Annotated in this window: 15 protein-coding genes; 13 read left to right on the top strand and 2 right to left on the bottom strand. The window is 66.2% G+C overall.

The features are described from left to right. Positions 1-97 precede the first annotated feature (97 nt). Positions 98-871, top strand: a complete 774-nt coding sequence (truA, locus tag AC1POX_RS14135; protein ID WP_008570951.1) for a tRNA pseudouridine(38-40) synthase TruA — start codon at positions 98-100, stop codon at positions 869-871. After that, positions 868-1,536, top strand: a complete 669-nt coding sequence (locus AC1POX_RS14130) for a phosphoribosylanthranilate isomerase (protein WP_008570953.1) — start codon at positions 868-870, stop codon at positions 1,534-1,536. The genes truA and AC1POX_RS14130 overlap by 4 nt, the downstream gene beginning before the upstream one ends. A 191-nt stretch (positions 1,537-1,727) precedes the next feature. On the opposite strand, the gene AC1POX_RS14125 is transcribed toward AC1POX_RS14130, so the two are convergent. Further along, a complete protein-coding gene (locus AC1POX_RS14125) occupies positions 1,728-2,654 on the bottom strand; it encodes a LysR family transcriptional regulator (protein WP_031423341.1) in 927 nt (308 codons plus the stop codon). 105 nt (positions 2,655-2,759) lie between these two features. Between AC1POX_RS14125 and trpB the strand changes: the two genes are divergently transcribed. The 10 genes from trpB (at position 2,760) to AC1POX_RS14075 (ending at position 13,317) form a co-directional block, all read left to right on the top strand. Continuing rightward, positions 2,760-3,977: a tryptophan synthase subunit beta gene (gene trpB / locus AC1POX_RS14120; RefSeq protein WP_014090534.1), complete on the top strand. Its 1,218-nt coding sequence runs from the start codon at positions 2,760-2,762 to the stop codon at positions 3,975-3,977. Between the two features lie 42 nt (positions 3,978-4,019). Next, positions 4,020-4,400 (top strand): hypothetical protein, encoded by a 381-nt coding sequence (locus tag AC1POX_RS14115; RefSeq protein ID WP_041469705.1) that lies wholly within the window; start codon positions 4,020-4,022, stop codon positions 4,398-4,400. A 43-nt stretch (positions 4,401-4,443) separates the two neighbouring features. After that, entirely contained in the window at positions 4,444-5,250 is an 807-nt protein-coding gene (gene trpA / locus AC1POX_RS14110) for a tryptophan synthase subunit alpha (RefSeq protein WP_008570956.1), read from the top strand. Between the two features lie 240 nt (positions 5,251-5,490). Next, entirely contained in the window at positions 5,491-6,378 is an 888-nt protein-coding gene (gene accD / locus AC1POX_RS14105; RefSeq protein WP_008570957.1) for an acetyl-CoA carboxylase, carboxyltransferase subunit beta, read from the top strand. Further along, positions 6,375-7,724, top strand: a complete 1,350-nt coding sequence (glmM, locus tag AC1POX_RS14100; RefSeq protein ID WP_014090532.1) for a phosphoglucosamine mutase — start codon at positions 6,375-6,377, stop codon at positions 7,722-7,724. Before accD ends, glmM begins: the two co-directional genes overlap by 4 nt. A gap of 122 nt (positions 7,725-7,846) precedes the next feature. Next, on the top strand, positions 7,847-8,785 hold the full coding sequence (locus AC1POX_RS14095; protein WP_011347947.1) for an isopenicillin N synthase family dioxygenase: 939 nt from the start codon (positions 7,847-7,849) through the stop codon (positions 8,783-8,785). A 188-nt stretch (positions 8,786-8,973) separates the two neighbouring features. Beyond that, on the top strand, positions 8,974-9,657 hold the full coding sequence (locus tag AC1POX_RS14090; protein WP_338339781.1) for a methylamine utilization protein: 684 nt from the start codon (positions 8,974-8,976) through the stop codon (positions 9,655-9,657). Then, complete coding sequence (locus tag AC1POX_RS14085; RefSeq protein ID WP_218505873.1) at positions 9,654-12,020, top strand: putative bifunctional diguanylate cyclase/phosphodiesterase; 2,367 nt, start codon at positions 9,654-9,656, stop codon at positions 12,018-12,020. Before AC1POX_RS14090 ends, AC1POX_RS14085 begins: the two co-directional genes overlap by 4 nt. Further along, positions 12,017-12,889: a DUF3034 family protein gene (locus AC1POX_RS14080; protein WP_008570963.1), complete on the top strand. Its 873-nt coding sequence runs from the start codon at positions 12,017-12,019 to the stop codon at positions 12,887-12,889. The genes AC1POX_RS14085 and AC1POX_RS14080 overlap by 4 nt, the downstream gene beginning before the upstream one ends. Next, on the top strand, positions 12,889-13,317 hold the full coding sequence (locus AC1POX_RS14075; RefSeq protein WP_372356298.1) for a group I truncated hemoglobin: 429 nt from the start codon (positions 12,889-12,891) through the stop codon (positions 13,315-13,317). The genes AC1POX_RS14080 and AC1POX_RS14075 overlap by 1 nt, the downstream gene beginning before the upstream one ends. Before the next feature lie 204 nt (positions 13,318-13,521). On the opposite strand, the gene AC1POX_RS14070 is transcribed toward AC1POX_RS14075, so the two are convergent. Beyond that, entirely contained in the window at positions 13,522-14,322 is an 801-nt protein-coding gene (locus AC1POX_RS14070; RefSeq protein WP_127168187.1) for an SDR family NAD(P)-dependent oxidoreductase, read from the bottom strand. 112 nt (positions 14,323-14,434) lie between these two features. Here AC1POX_RS14070 and tpiA point away from each other — a divergent pair, with 112 nt between their 5' ends. Further along, on the top strand, positions 14,435-15,190 hold the full coding sequence (gene tpiA, locus AC1POX_RS14065) for a triose-phosphate isomerase (RefSeq protein WP_008570966.1): 756 nt from the start codon (positions 14,435-14,437) through the stop codon (positions 15,188-15,190). Positions 15,191-15,215: the final 25 nt, after the last annotated feature.

Raw genomic sequence — 15,215 nt, 5'->3', positions numbered from 1 at the left:
CTTCTTTGCAGCGACGGGGCTGTGCTGGCAATCGCCTGCGATGGCGGCGGCATGACCGGCGCGCCGATTTCATCGATTCACTTATAGGCAGGTACCGATGCGTTACGCGCTGGGCGTGGAATATGACGGCAGCGAGTTCCAGGGCTGGCAGCAGTTGGGCGAGCATGGCGGGCCGAGCGTGCAGGCCAGCCTGCAGGCGGCCTTGTCGTCGGTCGCCGATGCGCCGGTGCAGGTGGTCTGCGCCGGGCGCACCGACGCGGGCGTGCATGGCGAATGCCAGGTGGTGCATTTCGATAGCGACGCACGCCGCGAGCCGCGTGGCTGGATGCTGGGCACCACTGCGCGCCTGCCGCCGTCGATCGCCGTGCGCTGGTGCGTGCCGGCAGCCGATGACTTCCACGCGCGCTTTTCCGCACGCGCGCGTCGTTACCGCTATCGCCTGCTCAATCGGCAGATTCGCCCAGCCCTGTATCGGCAGACCCTGAGCTGGGAGCGTCGCCCGCTCGACGCCGATGCCATGCATGCGGCGGCGCAGGCCTTATTGGGCGAGAACGATTTCAGCGCGTTCCGCAGCGTGCAATGTCAGGCCTTGCACGCGCGCCGTCACCTGCAGGCCATCCACGTGCAGCGTATCGGCGAGGTGGTGGAGGTGCAGGTCCAGGCCAATGCATTCCTTCATCACATGGTGCGGAATATTGTGGGTTCGCTGATTTTGGTCGGTACCGGCGAGCAGCCGGCCGACTGGATCGCGACGTTGCTCGCCGGACGCGACCGCACTGTGGCCGGCCCGACAGCGCCGCCACAAGGTCTGGTATTTATCGGACCTCTGTATCCTGCAGAGTGGCATCTGCCTGCTGAGGTGACCCAATGAATCGATCGCTGTACCGCACCCGTATCAAGTTTTGTGGCATGACCCGCGCCGGCGATATCCGGCTGGCCGGCGAGCTGGGTGTGGACGCGGTAGGTTTCATCTTTGCGCATGGCAGCCCCCGGCGCGTGGCGCCGGCCGAGGCGCGCGCGATGCGCCAGGCCACTGCGCCGATGGTCGATGTGGTGGCGTTGTTCCGCAACAATTCTAAGGAAGAAGTGCGCGAAGTGGTGCGCACCGTGCGCCCGACCTTGTTGCAGTTCCATGGCGAGGAAGACGACGCGTTCTGCCGTAGCTTCAACCTGCCGTATCTCAAGGCGGTGCCGATGGGCAGCAGCGGCGTGAATGGCGAGGACGCCAACGCGCGCACGCTGCAGTTGTCGTATCCCAATACCGCTGGCTTTCTGTTCGACAGCCATGCGCCCGGCGCGGGCGGCGGCACCGGCAAGACCTTCGACTGGTCGCGCTTGCCCACCGGCTTGCACCGTCCGTTTCTGCTGGCCGGTGGCATCAACGCCGACAACGTGTTCGACGCCATCGTGGCCACGTTGCCTTGGGGCGTGGACGTTTCCAGTGGCGTGGAGTTGGCGCCCGGCATCAAGGACGGCCACAAGATGCGCAAGTTCGTCGAGGAAGTGCGGCGGGCGGATTGTCACGACATGTCGTGAGGGTGATTGGGGTTCGGGATTCGTGGCAGCGGCTATGCCGAGGCATCTCAAGCGCTGCTTCTTGCCTGCAACACCGCTGCGTCAGGATCCACTGGACAGTCGCCTGATCCTTGCGCCTTTTCGCTTGCACGTGTTCGCGATGCGCCAGCAGCTGGCGAAGTGCTCATGTGGTGATCGCGCGCGATGGCTGCTCAGTTCTCCGCTGCCTGCAGGGTTGAAGAGGTGTGCTGGTCTGTCGCCAGCGCTTTGCCTAGCCAGCCGGCCAGCCGTTCGATGCGTGGATCGGGGTTGCGCTTGGCCGCGCACAAGACCCAGCGCCCTCGCGTGGCGGTGAAGCCCCATGGCGCCAGCAGGCGCCCGGCTGCCAGGTCCGCGGCGACCAACGGCTGCGGCGCAATCGCGATCCCAAGACCAGCGGCAGCGGCTTCCAACAGATACACCAGGTGTTCGAATTCGGTACCGAAGCGCAGCCCCTCAGGTGCCAGCCCGTGCGCCTGGGCCCATTCCGGCCAGGCTTGCGGGCGCGAGCGGGTGTGCAGCAGCGCGTGATCGCCGAGCGCGGCCGGGTTGCTCCCCTCGATCTGCAGGGTCGATGCGAGCTGAGGGCTCAGCACCGGCCCAATCCACTCCACGCCGAGGGTGTGCACCTGCCACTCGCTGGGCCAGGGCGGGGTGTCCAGCAGCAGGGCGGCATCCAAGCCGTCCAGCTCCGGACCAGGTGGCTGTTCGCTGGCCGACAGATGCAGGCGCACGTCAGGCAGCTCTTGCTGCAGCAGTCCCAGGCGCGGAATCACCCAGCGCGCCAGCAAGCTGCCCGAACACCCCAGCACCAGCGGCGCTTCGGCGGCCGGGCGTTGTAATGCCGCCCAGGCCTGACCAATCACGCCAAAGCCTTCGCCGGTGGCATCGCGAAGCCGAACGCCCGCTGCGGTCAGCACCAGGCCGCGGCCCTGGCGCGCAAACAGCGCCGCGCCCAACGCCTGTTCCAGCGAACGCACGTGCCGGCTGATGGCGCCATGGGTCACGTGCAATTCCTGCGCAGCACGGCTGATGCTCTGCAGGCGCGCGGCAGCTTCGAACGCACGCAGCGCCGCCAATGGAGGAAGCAAGGCGCTCATATGTGATTCCAGCTCACAGGTTGCGGCAATCTTATCGATTTATCGCGCGCCGCGGCTGCGCTAGAGTGATGCCTCTCGTATGACGCATCGCTGCAGAGGATTCCCATGTCGGCCCAGCCCATCAGTGACTTTTACGCCTATCCGGATGCTGCCGGTCACTTCGGCAAGTTCGGTGGCCGTTTCGTCGCCGAAACCTTGATCGGCCCACTGCAGGAATTGTCCGCCGCTTACGATCAGGCGCGGCAGGACCCGAGTTTCATTGCCGAATACGACAAGGACCTCAAGCATTACGTCGGCCGGCCCAGCCCGATCTACCACGCCGAGCGGCTCAGCCGTGAAGTGGGTGGGGCGCAGATCCTGCTCAAGCGCGAAGACCTGAACCACACCGGCGCGCACAAGATCAACAACACCATCGGCCAGGCGCTGTTGGCCAGCCGCATGGGCAAGACCCGCATCATCGCCGAGACCGGCGCCGGCCAGCACGGCGTCGCCAGTGCCACCGTGGCGGCACGCCTGGGCCTGGAATGCGTGGTCTACATGGGCGCCACCGACATCGAGCGGCAAAAGATCAACGTCTACCGCATGAAGCTGCTCGGCGCCACGGTGATCCCGGTGACTTCCGGCTCGGCCACGCTCAAGGACGCGCTCAACGAAGCCATGCGCGACTGGGTGACCAACGTGCGCGACACCTTCTACATCATCGGCACCGTGGCTGGCCCGGACCCATACCCGCGCATGGTGCGCGACTTCAATGCGATTGTCGGTCGCGAGGCGCGCGAACAGATGCTGCAGGAGTATGGCCGGCTGCCGGATGCGATCAGTGCCTGCGTGGGTGGCGGCAGCAATGCGATCGGTTTGTTCCATGCCTTCCTCAATGATCCGGGCGTCAAGATCTATGGCGCCGAAGCGGCCGGCGATGGCATCGCCACCGGCCGCCACGCCGCCTCCATCGCCGCAGGTCGCCCGGGCGTGCTGCACGGCAACCGCACCTACGTGATCTGCGACGACGACGGCCAGATCACCGAGACCCATTCGATTTCCGCCGGCCTGGATTACCCGGGTGTGGGCCCGGAGCATTCGTTCCTGTCCGACAGCGGTCGCGCGGTGTACCAGGGCATCACCGACGACGAGGCGATGGCCGCCTTCCATCTGCTGGCGCATACCGAAGGCATTCTTGCCGCGCTCGAGTCCAGCCATGCGGTGGCGCAGTCGATCAAGCTTGCGCGCGAGCTGCCCAGGGATGCGCTGGTGTTGTGCAATCTGTCCGGGCGTGGCGATAAGGATGTGCATACCATCGCAGCGCGCGAGGGGATCGCTCTTTAAGAGTGGTGGCGGCTGACGCTATCCGGATGCAGGGACGCGGCGATGCTCGAAGGAATGCTCCAGTTGGTGGCCGAGGTGCTCCTGCAGGCCTTGGCCGAGCTGCTGATCGAACTTGGCCTGCACTCTGTCGCCGAGTCGTTCGAGCGCAGGCCCTCGCCCTGGCTGGCGGCAGTGGGCTACGCAATCCTGGGCGCGTTACTTGGCGGTGTCAGTCTCTGGCTGCTGCCGCAGCACCTCACTGCGACCTTTGGGTCTCGACTGGCAGCGCTGCTGATCGCGCCGCTGGTCGCCGGTGGGCTGATGGCCGCGCTTGGTGCGTGGCGTGCGCGTCGCGGCGACCCGGTGCTGCGCATCGATCGATTTTCCTACGGCTACCTGTTTGCGCTGTGCTTTGCGCTGATGCGGTATTTCTTTGCCACCTGAGGTTAGATGGCAGCTGGCCTTCCTCCCTTGTTCGAGTGATTTCATGCGTCGTATCGATTCCTGCTTCGCCGAGCTGCGTGCCAATGGGCGCAAGGCACTGATCCCCTTCATCACCGCCGGCGACCCATCGTTGGAAGCCACCGTGCCGGTGATGCACGCGCTGGTGCGCGCCGGTGCCGATGTGATCGAGCTGGGGGTGCCGTTCTCCGACCCCATGGCCGACGGCCCCACCATCCAGCGCAGCTCCGAGCGCGCGCTGGGCCGCGGTGCCGGCCTGGCGTATGTGCTCGAAGCGGTGCACGAGTTCCGCCGCGAAGATGCCACCACCCCGGTGGTGTTGATGGGCTACCTCAACCCGATCGAGATCCATGGCACGCGACGCTTCGCCGAAGCCGCGGTCGCCGCGGGCGTGGATGGTGTGCTGCTGGTCGACCTGCCGCCGGAAGAAGCCGGCGAAACGCGCGCCATCTTTACCGAGGTCGGCTTGGCGCTGATCGCACTGGCCTCGCCCACCACCAGCGAGCAGCGCCTGGACATGCTGTGCAGCACCGCGCAGGGCTATCTGTACTACGTCAGCTTTGCCGGCGTCACCGGCGCCTCCAATCTGCTCGACACCCATGCCGCCAGCGATCGCCTGCGCCAGCTGCGCCAGCGTGCCGGCGCGCCGGTGGTGGCCGGCTTCGGCATCAAGGATGCGGCCAGCGCCGCTGCCATGGCCGTGGATGCCGACGGCGTGGTGGTGGGCAGTGCCCTGGTCGCCGCATTGGCGGACGCAGGCGAGGTCCGCAGCGCCCGTGAGCGCGCCGAAGCGTTCCTGGCCCCGTTGCGCCAGGCGCTCGACCAGAAATGAGAACCGAACGTCTCTCTCAGCGCTAGGGAGTGGGGCGAGGGGGCGGGCGCAGCCACGTGCAGCCAATCCATTGCGCCGCATCGCGCCATCCTGCGCAGAGACATCACGCCGCCCAAGCCCGCAAGTCTCTGCGCCAGATCCCGCATTCATGACCCCGGCTACCTTGGCATTCCCACGGCGCGTTAGACTGTCGCCCCTCTGCGGCCCGCCAGGCCGCCCTGCATGGATTGTCATACACGCATGAGCTGGCTCAGCAAATTGATGCCCTCCGGCATCCGCACCGAAAACACCCCGGCCAAGAAGCGCAGTGTCCCCGAGGGCCTGTGGGAAAAGTGCAGCAATTGCGGGAGCGCGCTGTACGGCCCGGAGCTCGAAGAAAACCTCGAGGTGTGCCCGAAATGCGATCACCACATGGCCATCCGCGCCCGCGCGCGCCTGAATTCGCTGTTCGACCCGGACACCGCCACCACTGAAATCGCCGCTCAGCTCGGGCCGGTCGACGCGCTCAAGTTCAAGGACCAGAAGCGCTACGGCGAGCGCATCAAGGCCAGCCAGAAGGCCAGCGGCGAATACGACGCGCTGATCGCCATGCGCGGCACCCTCAAGGGCAATCCGCTGGTCGCCGCTGCGTTCGATTTCGCCTTCATGGGCGGCTCGATGGGGTCGGTGGTCGGCGAGCGCTTTGCGCGTGCGGCCGAAGTGGCGCTGGAAGTGGGCTGCCCGTTCGTGTGCTTTTCCGCCAGCGGCGGCGCACGCATGCAGGAAGGCCTGTTCTCGCTGATGCAGATGGCCAAGACCTCGGCCGCGCTCGGCCGCCTGCGCGAAGCCGGCCTGCCGTATATCTCGGTGCTGACCCATCCCACCACCGGTGGCGTGTCGGCCTCGTTCGCGATGCTCGGCGATATCAACATCGCCGAGCCGCATGCGCTGATCGGCTTTGCCGGCCCGCGCGTGATCGAACAGACCGTGCGCGAAACGCTGCCGGAAGGTTTCCAGCGCTCGGAGTTCCTGCTCGACCACGGCGCCATCGACCAGATCTGCGACCGCCGCCAGCTGCGCGACCGCATCGCCGAGCTCACCGCGATGATGATGCGGCAGCCGCATCCGCAAGACGCCGACGCCGCATGAGCGCACGCAAGTACTTCGGCACCGACGGCATCCGCGGCCGGGTCGGGCAGGGTGTGATCTCGGCCGATTTCGTGCTGCGCCTGGGCAATGCGCTTGGCCGTGTACTGACCCAGGGCCGCAGCAAGCGGCCATTGGTGCTGATCGGCAAAGACACCCGCATTTCCGGCTACATGTTCGAAGCGGCGCTGGAAGCAGGCCTGGTTGCCGCCGGAGCCGACGTGCAGCTGATCGGGCCGATGCCGACCCCGGCCATCGCCTTTTTGACCAGCACGCTGCGCGCAGATGCGGGGGTGGTGATCAGTGCCTCGCACAATCCGCATTACGACAACGGCATCAAGTTCTTCTCCGCCGAAGGCGAGAAGCTCGACGACGCCACCGAAGCGGCGATCGAAGCGGCGTTGGACGAGCCGTTCCACACGGTGGAATCGGAGCGATTGGGCAAGGCCATCCGCACCCGTGACGCGATCGGCCGCTATATCGAATTCTGCAAGGCCAGCGTGGCGCGCGGTTTCACCCTGCACGGGCTGAAGATGGTGCTGGATTGCGCGCATGGCGCCACCTATCACATCGCACCCATGCTGTTCCGCGAGCTGGGCGCCGAAGTGGTGGTCATCGGCGCCGCGCCGGACGGGCTCAACATCAACGCCGGCGTGGGCTCGACCCATATCGACAATCTCGCCGCCAAGGTACGCGAGTGCGGGGCGCATCTGGGCATCGCCTTCGATGGCGACGGCGACCGCGTGCTGATGGCCGATGACCAGGGCAACCCGGTCGATGGCGACGATCTGCTGTATGTGCTGGCCCGCTCGTGGCAGGCCAGCGGCCGGCTGACGGGTACCGTGGTCGGCACCTTGATGACCAACTACGGTCTGGAACAGGCATTGGCTGCACTGCACATCCCATTCCAGCGCGCCAAGGTCGGCGACCGCTACGTGCATCAGGCCCTGGTCGAAGGCGGCGGCACGTTGGGCGGCGAAACGTCCGGTCACCTGTTGTGCCTGGACCGTGCCAGCACTGGCGATGGCATCGTCAGTGCGCTGCAGGTGCTCGAAGCGCTGGGCCGCGATGGGCAGAGCCTGCGCGAGGCGCTGGCCAGCCTGAGCAAGGTGCCGCAGAAGACCGTCAACGTGCGCCTGGATGGCGGCACCGCCAAGGCCATTGTGGAAGCGGTCCACGTGCAGCAGGCATTGCAGCAGGCGCAGGCCGCCGTGCAAGGGCGCGGCCGCGCGTTCCTGCGCCCGTCGGGCACCGAACCGGTGGTACGGGTGACCGTGGAAGCTGACGACGCCGGCCTGATGCAGGACACGCTCGACCGGCTCTCGGGTGCAGTGCGTGACGCGGCGTGAGTCGATCGTCATTGGCGTGTGCGTGGTCATCGCCAAGGCCGCCACGTTTTACCTGTTGTATCGCCTGCTGATCTGATCAGCAGGTTTCTCTGGACCTTTCGACCTTGACTGCAGACATCCGTATGAGCGCGCGCATCCCCACGCTGGACATCACCCGTTTCGACACCGATCGCGACGCCTTCGTCGCCGAGCTCGGAGCGGCTTATCGGCAGTGGGGTTTTGCCGGCATCCGCAACCACGGCATCGCCCAGGCCGACATCGACGCCGCCTACGACGTGTTCAAGGCGTTCTTCGCGTTGCCCGAAGCGACCAAGCGCCGTTATCACGTGGAAGGCAGCGGTGGCGCGCGCGGCTACACCGCGTTCGGCGTGGAAACCGCCAAGGATTCCAAGCACTTCGACCTGAAGGAGTTCTGGCACATCGGCCGCGAGATTCCGGACGATTCGCCGTACCGCGCAGTGATGCCGCCGAACCTGTGGCCCAGCGAAGTGCCGGGCTTCCGCGAGCGCGGCTACCAGCTGTACCAGCAGCTCGATCAACTGGGTTCGCGCGTGCTGTCGGCGCTGGCGCTGCATATCGGCCTGCCGCAGGACTACTTCGTCGACAAGACCAACAACGGCAATTCGATCCTGCGGCCGATCCATTACCCGCCGATCACCAGCGACGACATTCCCAACGTGCGTGCCGGTGCGCATGGCGATATCAATTTCATCACCTTGCTGGTGGGTGCCAGTGCCGCCGGCCTGGAAGTGCGTTCCCACGATGGCGAGTGGGTGCCGTTCACTGCCGACGCCGACACCATCGTGGTCAACATCGGCGACATGCTGCAGCGCCTGACCAACCATGTATATCCGTCCACCATCCACCGCGTGGTCAATCCGCCCGGAGAGCAGGCGCGCCAGCCGCGCTATTCGGTGCCGTTCTTCCTGCATCCCAATCCGGATTTCCTCATCGACGTGCTGCCCTCGTGCATCAGCGCCGACAATCCCAGCCGTTATCCGGAGCCGATCACGGCGCATGGCTTCCTGGAAGAGCGTCTGCGCGAGATCAAGCTGAAGTGATCTGCGCCTGCGCAACAGCCGCGCTCGCAACACCACCGGTGACCGGTGCCGCACTTCTGTTCAGAAGATTCCGCTCGCGTCTGGTTAAAGCTTGCGTTCACTCGGGCCGATAACCGAGGCTAATCGCTAGCGCGACGTCGGACTCGCCTGGCGCCCGCTGCCGATTGCACAGGGCTGGGGGCGTGCGCATGCGATGGATCAAATGGCTGGGTGTCGTGTCGATGCTGGCGGCCTGTGCCGGCGCAGGATCGGTGTCGGCGACAGCGGTCAATGTGACCGTCGCCGATGCCGGCGGCGTGCTGGTCGATGCGGTCGTGAGCCTGGAGCCGGCGCGGCCGGCTCCGCCAGCCGCGGCCAAGACTGCGGAGATGGATCAGGTCAATTCGCAGTTCGTGCCTGCCGTGCTCGCAGTGCGCACCGGCACCCTGGTGCGCTTTCCGAACAACGATCAGATTCGCCACCAGGTGTATTCGTTCTCTCCGGCCAAGCGCTTCGAGCTGCCGCTGTTTCAAGGCACCACCGCAACGCCGGTGCGTTTCGACCAGGCGGGTCTGGTCACCATCGGCTGCAACATCCACGATTGGATGCTGGGGTACATCGTGGTGCTGGACACGCCGTATTTCGGCAAGACCGGCAGCGATGGCCGCGCCCAGCTGGAGGCGCCTGCGGGCAATTACACGCTGCGGGTCTGGCACCCGCGCATCAAGGGCGCGGCCAGCAGCGAGCCGTTGGTGATCGCACGCGAACCAGTGCAGCGCCGCGTGACCCTGCAGACCACCGGCGCCGCGCCGGCCGTGGCGCCACCGGATGCGCGCGTGCGCGCCCTGCAGGACAAGTTCCGTAACGCCGACCCGAAGAAGCCGCGCCCATGAGGCCGATGCGCCTGCATACCCGCATCGCGGCCTTGCTCGTGCTGGTCGTGCTTGCCACCCAGGCGCTGACCTTCCTTGCCGTTCAGGTGGCGACCGAGCGCAGCGTCAAGGCGCAACTTGGCGAAGAGCTGGAGATCGGGCAGCGGGTCTGGCAACGCATCAACGTGCGCCGCGACGAACAGCTGCTGCAGTCGGCGTCGGTGCTGGCCGACGATTTCGGGTTTCGTGCGGCCGTTGCAAGCGGCGATGTGCCGACCATGCAGTCGGCCTTGCGTAACCACGCCGCGCGCATGTCGGCGCAAACCGCGCTCTTGCTGTCGCCCGATGGCCAATTCTTGACCGGCCTGGCCGACGTGCCGCAGGCCGAACAATTGCGTGCGGTGCAGGCCTTGCTGCAGCAAGCGCAGCGCGATGGACGCGCGGTCGGTGTGGTGGCGCTGAATCAGCACATCGTGCGGTTGGCGGTGGTGCAGGTGCTGGCGCCGAACCGGGTCGGCTGGATTGGGATCGGCAACGAATCCGGCGATGGCCTGGCGCAGGATTTCCGCACCACCACCGGGCTGGATGCGACCTTCTTTACCGATGGCCCGCCGGTGCGCGTGCTGGCCTCCACCCTGGAGCCCTCGGCGCGCGCCCAATTCGCGCAGCAGCTGCCCCTGGCCGAGAAGGTGCAGGCTGCATCGATCCCGCTGACGCTGGATGAGTCGCGTTATCTGGTCAGGCTGCAATCGATCCAGGGCGACAGCCAGGTGCGGGTGGCCTTGCAGGCATCGCTGGATCGCGCCGTGGCGCCGTACCGCATCCTCAAGCTGCGGATCCTGCTGCTGGCAGGCTTGGCCACGGTCGCTGCACTGGGCGTGGCGATTTTTCTTGCGCGCAGCGTGAGCAAACCCGTGGCGCAACTGGTGCAGGCCGCACGGCGCATTCAGCGCGGCGATTACCGCACCGCCGTGCAGGTGCCGCCGGGCCGCGAACTCGCCGAACTGGCCGACAGTTTCGGGCGCATGCAGCACCAGATCGCCAGCCGCGAACAGCACATCCTGCATCAGGCCCGCCATGACGCCCTGACCGGGTTGCCTAACCGGATCTGGTTGCTGGAACGCTTGAAGGACGTGGTGGATCAGACCGTGGCATCCGGTGGCACCGCCGCGGTGCTGATCCTGGATCTGGAGCGCTTCAAGGAACTCAACGACAGCCTGGGCCACGACTTCGCCGACCAGGTATTGGTGGAAGCCGGGCGTCGGTTGGTGGAGGTCGTGCAGGAGCCCAACCTGGTGGGCCGGCTGGGAAGCGATGAATTCATGGTGGTGGTGGCGCAAGCCGATGCGGCCAGCGTGCAGCAGGATGCGCAGCGCCTGCTGCTGCAGTTGCGCCGCCCGCTGGTGTTGCCGCAGGCGCGCATCCAGCTCGAAGCCAGCATCGGCATCGCCTTGATTCCCGAGCACGGCGCCGACCCCGACACCTTGTTGCGCCGGGCCGACATTGCACGGCGGCAGGTCGGTACGACGGCCGCCTTCGGCGCCAGCGTCTACCGCATGGGCCAGGACGAACAGCATTTGCGGCGTTTGCGCCTCACCGGCGATCTGCGTCAGGCCATCGGCGCCAACGAACTCACCTTGCGCTTCCAGCCCAAGATTTGTCTGCGCACCGATCATGTCGAACAGGTCGAAGTGCTGGTGCGCTGGCATCACCCGGTGCTAGGGCCGATCGGCCCGGACGAATTCATCCCGCTTGCCGAACACTCCGGCGTGATCCATCCGCTCACCCGCTTCGTGCTGGACCAAGCTCTGCGCTGCCAGGCGCAATGGCGCAAGCAAGGGCTGGAACTGGGCATGGCCATCAACCTGTCGGCACTGGATCTGTCCGATCCCGGATTGCCCGACTTCGTCCGCGGCTGCCTGGAGCATCATGCCGTGCCAGCGCAGTCGGTCACACTGGAATTGACCGAAAGCGCCCTGATGCGCGATGTCGAATTCGCGCTGCACATGCTGCATCAATTGCGCAGTGTCGGCGTGCGCCTGTCCATCGACGACTTCGGCACCGGCTATTCCTCGTTGGCACAACTCAAGCGCATGCCGGTGAACGAATTGAAGATCGACAAGAGTTTCGTCATGCAGTTGGCCGAAGGCACCGACGATGCCTTCATCGTGCGCAGCACGATCGATCTGGGGCATAACCTAGGGCTGAGCGTGATTGCCGAAGGCGTCGAGAACGCCGCGGCCCTCGCGTTGCTGCGCGGCTACGGCTGCGACATGGTGCAGGGCTATCTGTATTCGCCACCGCTGGAAGAAGCGCCGCTGGTGGCCTGGTGCATGCGCCAACTCGGCATCACCACGCCAGCGCATGCAGGAGTGCAGCGATGAGCGGGCATCTGCGTGTTGCGCTTGTTGCCGCTGCGGTGGCCGGCGTGTTCGCGCCGCTGCATGCCCTGGCCGGCGACGGGCGCCTGCTCGCCACCGGCGGCGTGTCGATGATCGAAGGCAGTAGCGGCGGCGGCATCGTGCCGTGGGCCACGTTGTCCGGGTACGGTACGCGCGACGAGCTTGGCACCGTCGCGTTCGCAACCCATGTCGACAGCGGCGATTACCGTCTCGACGTGCAGGGCGCCGCGCTCACGGTCGGCAATCGGCTGGAACTGTCGCTTGCCCGCCAGCGCCTGGATCTGGGCACCTTGCAGGACCGGCTCGGCTTGCCATGGAATGCGCTTGGCCAGGACGTGTTCGGTGCCAAGGTGCGCGTGGCCGGCGACCTTGTGTACGGACATGCGCCACAAGTCAGCCTGGGCGTGCAGTACAAACGCCTGCGCAACGGCACCTTGCCGTTGGCGATCGGTGCGCGCGACGATCACGGCACCGACATCTATGTCAGCGCAAGCCGCTTGTTGCTGCAGGGCGCTGCTGGATATCAGCTGCTGCTCAACGGCACCTTGCGCGCTACCCGCGCCAACCAGGCCGGCTTGCTCGGCTTCGGCGGCGATCGCCGCAACAGCTATCGCCTGGTTCCGGAAGTCAGCGCCGCCGTCGTGCTGTCGCCGTCCTGGGCAGTGGGTGTGGAATATCGCGACAAACCCAATAACCTCGGCTTTGCGCGCGAGCAAGCGTGGGCAGATGCATTCGTTGCCTGGTTCCCGAGCAAGCATGTCTCGTTGACCGCTGCATTCGCCGATCTTGGCGACATCGCCACGCTTGCCGATCAGCGCGGCCCTTATCTCTCCTTGCAGGTGGCGTTCTGATGAACCGATGGCTGCGCTGGTCGCTGCTCTGCGTGCTGGGCCTGACGGGCGCCTGCGCCAGCACGCAATCGCGGCAGACGCTGTACGACGAACTTGGCGGGCAGGCCGGCATCGAAGCGCTGGTGGAAACCATGCTCTTTCGCATCGCCGACGACCCACGCATCGTCGATAAATTCGCGCGCGTCAATATCGTCATGCTCAACGAGCGCCTGGTGCAGAAGTTCTGCCATGTCGCCGACGGCCCATGCCCGGACACCGCCAAATCGATGCAGCAGGCGCACGCGCACCTGGCCATCCGCGAAGGCGACTTCAATGCCCTGGTCGAGGATCTGAACTGGGCCATGGATCAGCGCAAGATTCCGCGTCGCACGCAAAACCGCCTGCTGGCGCGTCTGGCGGTCATGCACGGCGAGATCGTCAACCACTGAAGCAAGCGGGTGGTTTAGCGTTGGCGGGAAGGTGCGTGAGCTGATGCCGACTTGCGCTGGCATGCGCGTGCATCCAAATCATCTGACGCTCGATACATGCGCTTGCGTAGTCGTCGCAAGCCCTCCGGTCGCCCGGGTCGAAGGCGGGCACGAAGCGCTGCCGAGCACAGGCGATATGGCCTGCACACGCAGCCTGCCGATGCATCAGTCCAGCGGCCGCACCCGATGCGAGCCGCGCGCCATCAGGCGTAGGGCAAACGCATGCGGCAACAGCCGCAGTGCTGCGTTGACCAGCCGATAGCGCCAGCCCGGTACCGCCAGCACCTGGCCTCGCTCCAGTGCGGCGATTCCATATTCGGCCACTGCATCGGCCTGCAGCCAGGCCCAGGCGGGCAGGGTGGACATCGCCTCGCGGGTGCCGGTCACGTCGTGGAATTCGGACCAGGCAAAGCCCGGACACAGCGCGCAGACCTTGACCGCGCAATCGGCGTTTTCCAGCGCCAGCGATTCGCTGAAGCGCAGCATGAAGCTCTTGCTGGCCGCATACAGGGTCTGCCCATCGGCGCTGGGCGTCAGTGCGGCGAACGAGGCCACGTTGAGAATGCGGCCCTGGCCGCTGGCACGGATCATCGGCAGCAGTCGCCAGGTCAGTTCGCACACCGCGCCCACCATCACCTGCAGGAAGCGCGCATGCGTGGCCCAGTCGTGATGCAGGTAGCGGCCCGGCACGCCGTAACCGGCGTTGTTGACCAGCGTGCCCACGGTCCAGCCGTTGCGCTGGATCTGCGTTGCCAGCGCCTCGGCCGCGGCAGGGTCGGCCAGATCGGCCGGCAGCACTTCCACCCGAACCGTGCTGCGCAATTCCTCGGCCAATGCCTGCAGCCGGTCCACCCGTCGTGCGGTCAGGATCAACGGCACGCCGCGCCTGGCGTATGCGCGCGCAATCTCGCGGCCAATGCCGCTGGAGGCGCCGGTGATCAAGGCGAAGACAGGCGAAACGGACATGGCAGGTTCCTGTAAGGGGAGGGGAAGGACATCTGGCGGACAGAAGTGTGCCGGTTGCTGCCAGCCCTTGGGCTATTCTGTCGCCTGTCTTCAACTCAGGAACCTGCGCCTGATGCGTCGAAAGATCGTTGCCGGAAATTGGAAGCTGCATGGCAGCCGCGCCTTCGCCACCGAACTGGTGGCCAAGGTGGCCGCGCACATGCCCCTGGAGGGTGTCGAAGTCGTCATCCTGCCGCCACTGCCTTACCTCGGCGACCTGATCGAGGATTTCGAGGCCCATCACCTGTCGTTCGGAGCCCAGGACGTCAGCAGTAATGAGAAGGGCGCCTACACCGGCGAGGTCTCGGCCTCCATGCTGGTCGATGTCGGTGCCGGCTACGGGCTGGTCGGCCACTCCGAGCGCCGCCAGTATCACCATGAGAGCAGCGAGCTGGTGGCACGCAAGTTTGCCGCCGCCATCCATGCTGGACTGATTCCAGTGCTGTGCGTGGGCGAATCGCTGGAACAGCGTGAAGCCGGTCAGACCGAGGCAATCCTACGTGCCCAGCTCGACCCGGTCCTGGCGCTGGTCGGCAGCGCCGGTTTCGCAGGCGCGGTGCTGGCCTACGAACCGATCTGGGCCATTGGCACCGGCCGCACTGCGACCCCGGAGCAGGCGCAGGCCGTACACGCCTTCCTGCGTGGCGAAGTCGCGAAGGCGGATGCTAGAATCGCCGATTCGCTGCCCATCCTGTACGGGGGCAGTGTCAAGCCCGACAACGCCGGCGAGCTGTTCGCGCAGCCTGACGTCGATGGCGGGCTGGTCGGAGGCGCGTCACTGGTCGCCGAAGATTTCCTGGCCATCGCACGCGCGGCGGCCGCGTGCTAACCCATTAAGTTTTGTCCGGGGACGG

It is taken from the genome of Xanthomonas sp. NCPPB 3442, assembly GCF_056725145.1.
This window is presented reverse-complemented; position numbering and strand designations above follow the sequence as displayed.